This is a genomic window from Borborobacter arsenicus (assembly GCF_003934165.1).
Lineage (GTDB): Bacteria > Pseudomonadota > Alphaproteobacteria > Rhizobiales > Rhizobiaceae > Pseudaminobacter > Pseudaminobacter arsenicus.
Map to the genome: position 1 here is coordinate 53,560 of NZ_RKST01000014.1, position 11,194 is coordinate 64,753.

Below are 11,194 nucleotides of genomic sequence, written 5' to 3' on the forward strand. Positions count from 1 at the left end.
ACAACGATTTGTCGATTGAAGCGACGAACGCCCGGAGCCATAGCGAAGGGCAGGGTCCGGCAGGACAGAGGGGGGTGAGATGGAAAGCCGGGGCGTCAAAGATATGCTCCCGTTCAGGCCGGCTTCACACCTTCACCAGATGCTCGACGCGGTCCTTCTCGCCGAAAATCTGCAGATAGCGCTCGATGGTCTTGCGGTCGCCGGTTGCCTTGGCCGGGTTGTCGGAAAGCTTCACCGCATTGCGGCTATTGACCTTGGTGACCTTGCAGACAAGCGAAATGGCGTTGAGGCCCTTGACCTCCTTTGGCGCGCAGCCCTCGAAATCGTTGGTGAGATTGGTGCCCCAGCCGAAGGCCATACGCACCTTGCCGTGGAAATGCCGGTGGGCTTCCTCGATGGTGTCCACCTCCAGACCGTCGGAGAAGATGAGCAGCTTCTTCCTGGGGTCGACCCCCTTCTCGCGCCACCAGGCCATGATCTTCTCGCCGGCCTCGACAGGCGGTGCGCTGTCAGGGCGAAAGCCGGTCCATTTCGCAACCCAGTCGGGCGCGTCGCGCAGGAAGGCGGTGGTGCCGAAGGCATCCGGCAGCACGATGAGCAGGTTGCCGCCATAATAGCGCTGCCAGTCCTGCAGCACCTGGTAGGGCGACTGCTTGAGCTCTTCCACAGTGTCGGTCAGCGCGGCAAGCACCATGGGCAGTTCATGCGCATTGGTGCCAAGCGCTTCCAGGTCGGTATCCATGGCAAGCAGCACGTTCGACGTGCCGGTGAAGGCGGCGCCGATGCCTTCCTTCAGCGCCTCAACGCACCAGCGCTGCCACAGGAAGCTGTGGCGGCGGCGGGTGCCGAAGTCGGAAATGTTGAGATCCGGCAGCCGCCGCAGCCGCTCGGTCTTGGCCCACAGCTTGGCCTTGGCGCGCGCATAAAGCACGTCGAGCGCGAATGGTCCGAACGGCTTCATGGCTGCGCGCGAACGCAGCTCGTTGATGATGGCAAGGGCAGGAATTTCCCACAGCGTCGTGTACATCCACGGCCCGTGGAATTCGAGTTCGTACTGACCGTCACGCTTCGACAGCTCATATTCCGGCAGTTGGAAATCCTCCAGCCAGGCAAGGAATTCCGGCTCGAATATCTGCTTGTGGCCGTAGAACGTGTTGCCGCCCAGCCAGATCATCTCCTTCTTGGTGAAACGCAGCGTGCGCGCATGGTCTAGCTGCTCGCGCAGTTCCTGCTCGTCGATCTCCTCGGCGATCCTGACGGAACTGGTGCGATTGATCAGCGAAAAGGTCACATCGACCTTGGGATACATGCCCCAGATCATCTGCAGCATCAAAAGCTTGTAGAAGTCCGTGTCGAGCAGGCTGCGCACGATCGGGTCGAGCTTCCAGGCATGGTTGTAGACGCGCCGGGCGATATCGGTTCTGGGCATGCGCCGGACCTTTGTGCTGTTTCCTGCTTCAGCCTCTTAGAGCATGATCCCGAAAGCGGAAACCGTCTCCGAAAAATCATGCGCCAGCAAAGAGATGCAGCATGATGAGGATTCCAGAAAAAGTCACCATGTTCCAGCTTCGAAATTACATTGAGGCTGCATGGATTGCCGCACCCGCTTGGCAAAACCTGGCTTATCCACGCTCAGCCTTTTTGTGGGCGCCGCTTGCGGATGCTGATCTGGCCCGCGACTGTCGTCTCGACCCGGCCCAGCGCTTCTTCGCGCTCTGCAAACAGCCAGTCGATGAAGAGCTGGACGATGGGCGTCGCCCGCGCTTCGGTCCGGCAGACGACATAGAAGGCATCGACCGCCGGAACCGAAAGATTGAACGGCGACACCAGTTGCCCCCTGGCCAGCAGGCCGCTGGCGGTGACCGTATCGCCCAGGGCGACGCCATTGCCGTGGACGGCTGCCTCCGTGGACAGCTGCGCGTCGCTCAGGCGCAGTTCGCGTGCCGGCTTGAGGCCGAGCGCATCAGCCGCCGCCAGCCAGATGTGCCATTCGCGGCCGTCATCGCCGTGCAGCCTGGTGTGGTCGGCAAGATCGCGGATGGTGCGGATCGGACGGTTGTTTATCAGCGTCGGGCTGACTACCGGGAACAGCTCGATGCTCGACCACTTCTTGAACCAGCAATCGGTCCAGCCGCCATCGCCATAATGGACGCAGATGTCGATGTCGGCAGCGCGGACATCTTGCGGATCGTTCGAGGCGATGAGCCGCAACGCGACGTCGGGGTAGCGCGCGGTGAAGTTGCCGAGGCGGGGAATGAGCCACAGCGAAAGCAGCGCCGGCACGCAACTAACCACCAGCGAGCCCGAACTGCTGGGCCGCGTCATGCGCGCGGTTGCAGCCGCTATGCCGTCAAAGGCGCTGGATACGGCCGGCAGCAGTTCAGCACCCTGCGCGGTCAGCTTCAGCCGCTGCCCGACCCGTTCGAATAGCTTGACGCCGAGCGACAGTTCCAGCGCGCGGATCTGATGGCTGATGGCGCCGTGGGTGACGTGCAACTCGCCGGCCGCCTTGGAAAGCGAACCATGCCTTGCCGTTGCCTCGAAGGCGCGCAGCGGGTTGAGCGGAGGCAAGCGCTTGGTCATCGATTGCCATGTCCTGGCAGATTAGCTGTGAGAAATTCTCACATATGAGGCTATAACAATATCAATTGATTTTTCAATGAGCCTATCCAAGAATCCGCTGCGGCTGGATGATGTCCGAACGCATAAGGGAGGTGGCTATGGGTTTCGACGCAAGCAAGCTCGAGGCGCTGCGCCGCAAATATGGCGAGAGCCATGGCGGTGAATTGTTCAATCCGCAGTTCCGGCGGGTAGCTGACAAGATATTCTCCAAAAGCGGCACACGGCTGGCGCCCTATTCCGGGATACCGACCTTTCTCACCGCACCTTACAGGCAGGTAGACAACGACAATCCCGATTTCGGCGATCTTCAGGTCGCCATGATCGGCGTACCGATGGACCTTGGCGTCACCAACCGTACCGGTTCGCGCTTCGGCCCGCGCGCCTTGCGAACCATCGAGCGCATCGGTCCTTACAACCATGTGCTGGACTGCGCGCCGGTGCAGGATTTGCGTGTCGCCGACATCGGCGATGTCAGCTTCCAGAGCCGCTACCGGCTCGAACTCAGCCATGAAGACATCGAGCGGCGCATCGGCCAGATCGTCGAGGCCGGCGTGCTGCCGCTATCGGTCGGCGGCGACCACTCGATCACTCATCCCATCCTCAGGGCGGTGGGCGGCAAGCGTCCGGTCGGCATGATCCATATCGATGCGCATTGCGATACCGGCGGCGCGTACGACCTGACCAAGTTCCACCATGGCGGCCCCTTTCGCAACGCCGTGCTCGACGGCGTGCTTGATCCGACGCGCACCATCCAGATCGGCATCCGCGGATCGGCCGAATATCTGTGGGAGTTCACCTATGAATCCGGCATGACGGTGATCCACGCCGAGGAGGTGAGCGGCATGGGCATTCCGGCAGTGATCGAGAAGGCAAGGCAGATCGTCGGCGATGGCCCGACCTATCTGTCCTTCGACATCGACAGTCTCGACCCGGCCTTCGCACCCGGCACCGGCACGCCGGAGGTCGGCGGGCTGACGACGCGCGAGGTGCTGGAAATCCTGCGCGGCCTCAAGGGGCTGAACCTCGTCGGTGGCGATGTGGTGGAGGTTGCGCCGCAATATGATTCCACCACCAACACGGCTCATGCCGGTGCGCAGGTGCTGTTCGAGATATTGAGCCTGATGGTGTTCAGCCCGGCAATCTAGGGTCAGGATCTATTAATATGATCGAAATGGCGCCTGAAACGGCAAGGAAATGCAAGGAGAAGGCCGATGGTCGATGTGGTTCCATCGGCCGAGGACTTCGACGCGGCAGTTCGAAGCCGTTTCGGCGTCCTGCGGATGTGGTCCATCTGGCCGGCAACGTCGTCGCGAAAGGACTTGAAAGCCCCCAGGCTTCCTGCGCCTTCGCTCCTCGTATCCGGCCAGATGGCCTCACACCATTTCGACCAGATTAATAGATCCTGACCCTAGAACAGGACGGCCTGAACGAAAAAGCGTTATAACGACAGGGAACGTGCCGGCAGGGCCGGCGATGAACGGAGGAGACCGACATGACCGCATTTCTGGACAACAGATTGACCCGTCGCGGCGTGCTTGCCGCAGGCACGGCCGGCGCCGCGCTTCTTGCCATGCCGGCGGTGCTGAGGGCGCAGGACAAGTCGCTGAAGATCGGCGTCTATGGCGGCTATTTCAAGAAGTCCTTTGACGAACACATCTTTCCCGAATTCACCAAGGCGACCGGCATTGCCGTCGAATCAATCGCGGAGCCGACGGGCGAGGCCTGGCTGGTTCAGCTCGAACAGGCGGCCAAGGCCAACCAGGCGCCGGCCGATGTCTCGATGATGTCGCAGACCTCGACCTTGAAGGGACAGGCGACCGAATTGTGGACGCCGATCGATCTTGCCAGGATCAAGAGCGGCGGCGACCTCCTGGAGCGCTTCGTCAACAAATATCCCGACGGGCGCGTAGCCGGCGTCGGTGCGGTGGCGTGGTACATCACGCTGGTCACCAACACCGACGTCTACAAAGAGGCGCCGACTTCCTGGGCGGCCCTGTGGGACCCGGCCAATGCCGACAAGCTCGGCCTGCTGGCGCTTGCCTCGAACTCCTTCCTGCTGGAAGTGACGGCCAAGACCTATCTGGGCGGCACCAATGCCCTCGACACTGAGGAAGGGCTGTTGAAGGCCTTCGAGAAGCTGGCGGAGGTAAAGCCCAATGTCCGGCTCTGGTATCGTGACGAAGCGCAGTTCGAACAGGCGCTGAAATCCGGCGAGATTCCGATGGGCCAGTATTATCACGACGTCACCGGCCTTGCCGCTGCCGATGGCCAGCCGGTGCGCTCGACCTTCCCGAAAGAAGGCGGCATCCAGGATTCCGGCAACTGGGTCCTGTCGCGCGCCTCCACCAAGGTGGAGGAAGCGCATGTCTTCATCGACTATATGAGCCAGCCGGCAATCCAGGGCCTGATGTCGCGCAAGGTCGGCACCGCGCCGACGCTGAAGAAAGAGGTGCTCGATTTGTCGCCCGAGGAGTTCGCGGCCGTGTCGTCGGACATTGATCCGATCATCCCGCGCTACGACCTCTACACGACCAAGGCCGACTGGATTAACCAGAAATGGACCGAGCTGATCGTAGGGTGAGCTGCCGGTTCGCGAAGCGAAGTAATCGTGCCGGTGGCACGATTACAGGCCAGCGAACGCCGGGACGCTGCGGAGCAGCGGGGACCCCGGCCGGGGGAGGCATGATGCAACCCTCTTCACCCGGCCTCCGTTACGCTCGACTGACCTCTCCCCGCCGGGGAGAGGAGAAATGTCGGCGGCACGCTTCCCTCTTCTCCCCAGCGGGGAGAAGGTGGCGCGTAGCGCCGGATGAGGGGCAGATTAATAGGTCCTGATCCTAACCTATTTATATCCAGCAGGTATGCCATGTCCGGCCTGTCATTGAACGACATCACCAAGGAATTCGGCAATTTCACTGCCGTCGACCAGGTGACGCTGAATGTACCGCACGGAACCTTCGTGTGTCTGCTCGGGCCATCGGGCTGCGGCAAGACCACGCTGTTGCGCATGGTGGCCGGGCTGGAGGAGCCGAGCGCCGGAACCATCGTCCTTGACGGTCAGGACATAACCTCGGCGCCGACGCATAAGCGCAATTTCGGCATGGTGTTCCAGTCGCTGGCGCTGTTTCCGCATCTGACGGTGGGCGACAATATCGCCTATTCGCTGCGCATCAGGGGCGCTTCCAGGGATGAGCAGAATACGCGCGTCGATGAGCTTTTGAAGCTCATCCATCTGCCGGGCTTTGCCGATCGGCCGGTGGCCAAGCTTTCCGGCGGCCAGCGCCAGCGCGTGGCGATTGCCCGAGCGCTCGCATTGTCGCCGCGCCTGTTCCTGCTCGACGAGCCGATGTCGGCGCTCGATGCCAAGCTGCGCGAATCCATGCAGGTGGAACTGCGCCAGTTGCAGCAACAACTCGGCATCACCACCATTGTCGTCACCCATGACCAGCGCGAGGCGATGACCATGGCCGATCTGGTGGTGGTGATGGGCGAGGGCCGGATCAGGCAGGCCGCCGCGCCGGTGGAAATCTATCGCCGCCCGGCCGACGCCTTCGTCGCCGATTTCATCGGCTCGACCAATCTTCTGGAGGTGAGTGCCGACAGCGCCGGCCGCGCGACGGTGCTGGGCACGGCTGTTGCCGGCCTTGAACTTCCCGCGCAGGTGGCGCACGCGTCGATCTCGATCCGCCCCGAGGACATTCATCTTACAACGCCCGGCAATGGCGCGATCACCGGCACCGTGACCTTCATCCGCGATCTCGGCGGCACGGTCGAAACCTTCGTGGAAGCCTCCGGCAAGACCATCGTCGCGGTGGCCACGCCGCGCGAGCGGCCGAATGTGACGGTCGGCGCCCAGGTCGGCATCGTGCTGCCGCCCGAAAGCTGTGTGGTGCTGAAAAAATGAGAGGCGCAGCATCCTCCATATGCGACTTCGCCGGGGGCGAGGTGGTTGCATCTGGAATTACCCCCACCCCTAACCCCTCCCCACAAGGGGGAGGGAAATCCTGCCGCCCGGGCCGCCGGCACCAGCATTCAACGCCATCGGCACCCATGACGGCGAAACCATCCCCCTCCCCCTTGTGGGGAGGGGTTAGGGGTGGGGGTACAAGGTCGGCACTTTCTCTTCACACGGAGCGTCGCCCATGAGACGCGAAGCGCCAAAAGCGATCACCGACTACGCGCCGCTGCTCTTTCCGGCTCTGATGCTGATCGTGTTCTTCGTGGTGCCGTTCTCGACCATGATCGCGGTGAGCTTCTTCAAGCGCCAGCAGGGCGGCTTTTACACGCCCGATTTCGTGCTCGACAATTATGCGCGCTTTCTGTCGACCTTCTTCGGCACGGTGCTCGGTTTTTCGCTGATGCTGGCCGTTCTGGTGGCGGTGTGCTGCGTCGCCATTGCTTTCCCCTTCACCTATCTTTTGACCAAGCGCTCGCGCAAGGTGCAGACGCTCTGGCTGGTCGGGCTTCTCTCGGTGCTGTCACTGTCGGAGGTCATCATCGGCTTTGCCTGGTCGACGCTGTTTTCGCGCACGGCAGGCATTACCAATCTTCTGGTTGCGCTTGGATTGATGGCCGAGCCGCAAGCCCTGCTGCCGAGCTTCGGCGCGGTGCTGACCGGCATGGTCTATCAGGCACTGCCCTATACGATTCTCGTTCTTTACCCCGCGCTGGTGCGGCTCGACCCCACATTGCTCGAGGCTGCGCGCACGCTTGGCGCCTCACCGGTGAAGGCCTTTTTCAACGTGGTGACGCCCGCACTTCGCAACACCATAGTGGCGACCTTGATCATGGTCTTCGTCTTTGCGCTTGGCTCCTATTTGCTGCCGCAGATTCTCGGGCGGCCGCGGCACTGGACCCTGTCGGTGCTGATCACCGATCAGGCGATCTACCAGTCGAACATGCCGTTTGCCGCCGCCATGGCCGTGTTCCTGGTGCTGATCTCGCTGGCGCTGGTCGGGCTTACCCTGCTGGTCGGCCGCAGGGAGGCTGCGGCATGATCGAGAAATTTCTGCGCCGGCTATATTTCATCGCTGTTGCGCTGTTCCTCGCCGCGCCGCTGATCGTGGTGCTCGGGGTCTCCGTCAATGAAAGGCAGGACCTGGCCTTTCCGCCGAAGGGCTTCTCGCTGGCATGGTATGCGCAGATATTTACCGATGAGGGCTGGCGCAATGCGCTGTTCGCCTCGGTGGTTCTGGCGCTGACGGCGGCGGCTCTTGCGGTCGCCATCGCGCTGCCGCTCGCCTGGTTCCTGTGGCGCCGCCATGCGCCCTGGGCGCATATTTTCCAGCTTCTCGGCGTGGCGCCCTTCATCCTTCCGCCGGTCATTACCGCGCTCGGCCTGCTGACCTTCTGGGCGACCACCGGCTTTTACGGCCAGCCATGGACGGCGGCGATCAGCCACGCCATCTTCTTCGTCACGCTGCCGCTGGTGACGTTGTCGCTGGGATTTGCCTCCATCGACCGCTCGCTGGTTGAGGCGGCTTCCACCATGGGTGCCGACGACCGGACGGTGGCCAAGACCGTAGTGCTGCCGCTGATCCTGCCCTATCTGGTCTCCGGCTACGCCTTCGCCTTCGTGCTGTCGCTCAACGAATATATCGTCGCCTATATGACAGTCGGCTTCACCATGGAGACGCTGCCGATCAAGATATTCAACGCGCTGCGCTATGGTTACACGCCGACCATGGCGTCGGTGACGGTGTTCTTCGTGCTGATCGCCGCCATCGTGTTCGGTCTTATCGCCAGGTTCGGGGACATCAGGCGGCTGCTTGGGGCGATGAGTTCGGACGGAAAATGAGGCCCGGCGTCAGGCGCCCAAGCCGACGCGCATAGGCGCCGCGCCCATGAGGCCCAGCCGATCGCGCCGCAGCCAGCGGATGAGCAGCAGAAGGGCGACAGCGGCAAGACCCGCCGAAAGCCCCATCCAGATGCCGTTGCCGCGAAAGCCGAAATGGAAGGCGAGCACCACGCCAAGCGGCAGGCCGATGCCCCAATAGCCGATCGCGGCTATGACCATTGGAATGCGGGTATCGTGCAGGCCGCGCAGCATGCCGGCACCCACCGCCTGCGCACCGTCGACGATTTGGAACAGCGCGGCAAAGGCAAGGAACGTTACCGCAATGGTGACCACCTCGGCATTGGCGGGGTTGCCGATGTCGATGAAAATGCTGATCAGCGAGTGCGGCACGGTTATCATGGCAAGGGCGGCAAACGCCATGAAACCGACGCCGATTACATAGGCTGTCCAGCCCGCCCGGCTGATGCCGCTGGGGTCGCGCGCGCCATAGGCGATGCCGACGCGCACCGTCGCCGCCTGGTTGACGCCGAGCGGAACCATGAAGCTGATCGAGCAGACCTGCATGGCGATAGCGTAGGCCGCCAGTGATGCCGCATCGATCAATCCCATCAGGAAGGCGGCGGCATTGAACAGCGTGACCTCGAAAGCCATCATGCCGGCGATCGGCAGGCCAAGCCACAGAAGCTCACGAAAGCGCGGCCAGTCGGCGCGCCAGAAGCGCCCGAACAGGTGGTAGCGCCGAAAGCGGCGATCCAGAGAAACCACCAACGCCATGCCGGCAAACATCAGGAAGCTGGACAGGCTGGTCGCGATGCCGGAGCCGACGATGCCCATTTCGGGGAAGCCGAAATGCCCGAAGACCAGCGCCCAATTGGCGAGCGCGTTGAAGGCAACCGCAATGAAGGCCACCACCAGCGCCCAGCCCGGACGTTCCAGCGTGGCGATGAACGAACGCAGCACGATATAGAAATAAAACGGCAGCAGCCCCCATTGCAGCGCATGCAGATAGTCGCCCGCCTCGGCGGCCAGCGCCGGCTCCTGGCCCATGGCAAGCAGGATGGCCTCGCCGTTCCACAGCAGGGCCCAGACCGGAATGGCAATGAAGACAGCTGCCCATAGGCCCTGGCGCACGGTGCGGCGCAGGTCGCGCACCGAATGGCGGTTGCGGCCGACCTCGCGCGCCATCATCGGCACGGTGGCCAGCATCAGGCCAAGTCCGAACACCAGCGGTGCGAAATAGAGATTGGCGCCAAGCGCGCTCGCGGCCAGCGTGTTGGGTCCGACACGGCCGAGTATCATGACATCGGTCGCCGTCATTGCAGTCTGTGCAAGATTGGTCAGCACCATCGGCCAGCTCAGGGCCAGCATCGCACGAATCTCGGCGCGCCAGGGGCTTGCGCCCGCATAGGCTTGGGTCGACGACATGTGTTTGTCTTTCTGTCGCGCAGCGGTGCAAAACCGCACCGCCCATCGCATTTTTAAATGTAGTGTCCTGAAGCAGGCGCTGCCGCACCATGTGGCCGTTTTTGCAGCAAATCCGTTCGGCAATACTCTAATTTCAGCCGAAAGCTTCCAGGCCAGAGCGTGCTTTTGGACTAAACGCTCGCATTAGGCAAGACGCCAGCGGCCGTAACGATGAGGCCACGATATCGAAGGAGGCGCAGCCGACAGATCAGGCGGTGATGCGCAGCAGGTGATTGTCCCAGACGAATTCTTGCGCCTGAACGGCGCTGCCTTGCGCCGCGACGATTTCGCCGGTGCCGGTGGTGGCTCGGAAGGAGGCGTGGTCGGGCGCTAGGCCGCACACTTCCGTCAGGTCGTGGCGTGCCACAACGCGGCCGCTGGCGGCTTCGATCACGGCGTAGGAATTGCCCTGCGGCGAGGAAACCGCAATGGTGCCGGCATCGCGATTGGCCGCGACCGAGCCGATATAGTTGCGGAAGCCGCCGAGGATGGTTTCGGGCATGTCGAGCAGGTGCAGATTCTTGCCGCGAACGGCGCGGCCGACGAGCAGCGGCTTTTCGGTTGCCGGGCCTTCGTGCTGGCAGCCAAACCACACGGTGCCGGACGCATCCACATCCATATGCCGTATGGACAGCTTGTGCAGGGCAGGCGGCAATTCGTGCCGTTCGATGAGATCGCCGGAGAGCCGGTCGATGAACACCAGCGACGGCTTCATGGTCGAGAGATTGAGTTTGGCGCGGCCGAAATCCGGATGGGTCTCGATGCCGCCATTGGCGATGGCGAGCGTTCTGCCGTCACCGAGCAGCAGCAATTCGTGCGGGCCGACACCGTGGGTCGGGAACTCGCCGATCCGGCGGAAATGATCGTGCGCATCATAGATGCCGATCATGCCGACGGCATTGTCGAAATCGTTTTCGGTCGCATAAAGCAGCGCGCCGTCGGGTGAAAACACGCCATGGCCGAAGAAGTGGCGGTCCGGCGGGCTTGCAATGGTCAAGGGTTCGCGCTGGCCGGAATGATCGAACACCACAGCAAAGGTGCCCGGCTGGCGCGCAAACACGACCGACTGGCGTGATACGGGATCGAAGGTCACGTCATGGCCGCGATCCGGCAACGGCACCTGATGAAGGAGCTTGCCTTCTTCCGAAAGGATTGCCGCGCCGAAACTGCCGTCGCGCTTCTGATAGGCGGTGGCGAACACCGCGTCGGTGGTAAGCGTTGCCGCTGACGCCGCCGGCGAGAGCCCGGCGAAGAAGGCGGCTCCGGCGCCCTTCAGGAAATCGCGGCGATCGATCAGGGGCGAGCGCAAGT

General features: G+C 62.6%; 9 protein-coding genes. 5 read left to right on the forward strand and 4 right to left on the reverse strand.

The genetic code is table 11. The annotated features are described in order from the left end of the window. Window positions 1-124: 124 nt before the first annotated feature. The gene (gene pncB, locus EET67_RS16145) at window positions 125-1,429 is read right to left on the reverse strand and encodes a nicotinate phosphoribosyltransferase (RefSeq protein ID WP_128627230.1); all 1,305 of its coding nucleotides are present in this window, start codon (window positions 1,427-1,429) and stop codon (window positions 125-127) included. Between the two features lie 203 nt (window positions 1,430-1,632). Next, complete coding sequence (gene gcvA, locus EET67_RS16150) at window positions 1,633-2,583, reverse strand: transcriptional regulator GcvA (protein ID WP_128627231.1); 951 nt, start codon at window positions 2,581-2,583, stop codon at window positions 1,633-1,635. Between the two features lie 137 nt (window positions 2,584-2,720). Between gcvA and speB the strand changes: the two genes are divergently transcribed. The 5 genes from speB (at window position 2,721) to EET67_RS16175 (ending at window position 8,419) form a co-directional block, all read left to right on the forward strand. Then, window positions 2,721-3,767, forward strand: coding sequence for an agmatinase (speB, locus tag EET67_RS16155; protein ID WP_128627232.1), 1,047 nt, complete (start codon window positions 2,721-2,723; stop codon window positions 3,765-3,767). A 347-nt stretch (window positions 3,768-4,114) separates the two neighbouring features. Next, on the forward strand, window positions 4,115-5,203 hold the full coding sequence (locus EET67_RS16160) for an ABC transporter substrate-binding protein (RefSeq protein WP_128627233.1): 1,089 nt from the start codon (window positions 4,115-4,117) through the stop codon (window positions 5,201-5,203). A 285-nt stretch (window positions 5,204-5,488) separates the two neighbouring features. Beyond that, a complete protein-coding gene (locus tag EET67_RS16165) occupies window positions 5,489-6,526 on the forward strand; it encodes an ABC transporter ATP-binding protein (RefSeq protein ID WP_128627234.1) in 1,038 nt (345 codons plus the stop codon). A gap of 238 nt (window positions 6,527-6,764) precedes the next feature. Further along, on the forward strand, window positions 6,765-7,619 hold the full coding sequence (locus EET67_RS16170) for an ABC transporter permease (protein WP_128627235.1): 855 nt from the start codon (window positions 6,765-6,767) through the stop codon (window positions 7,617-7,619). Beyond that, window positions 7,616-8,419 carry an ABC transporter permease gene (locus EET67_RS16175; RefSeq protein WP_128627236.1) on the forward strand — a complete coding sequence of 268 codons (804 nt, stop codon included), beginning with the start codon at window positions 7,616-7,618 and terminating at the stop codon, window positions 8,417-8,419. Before EET67_RS16170 ends, EET67_RS16175 begins: the two co-directional genes overlap by 4 nt. Window positions 8,420-8,428: 9 nt before the next feature. Here EET67_RS16175 and EET67_RS16180 read toward each other — a convergent pair whose 3' ends face one another. Beyond that, window positions 8,429-9,844 carry an MATE family efflux transporter gene (locus tag EET67_RS16180; RefSeq protein WP_128627237.1) on the reverse strand — a complete coding sequence of 472 codons (1,416 nt, stop codon included), beginning with the start codon at window positions 9,842-9,844 and terminating at the stop codon, window positions 8,429-8,431. Between the two features lie 247 nt (window positions 9,845-10,091). Further along, window positions 10,092-11,192 carry a DUF1513 domain-containing protein gene (locus tag EET67_RS16185; protein ID WP_128627238.1) on the reverse strand — a complete coding sequence of 367 codons (1,101 nt, stop codon included), beginning with the start codon at window positions 11,190-11,192 and terminating at the stop codon, window positions 10,092-10,094. Between the last annotated feature and the right edge of the window lie 2 nt (window positions 11,193-11,194).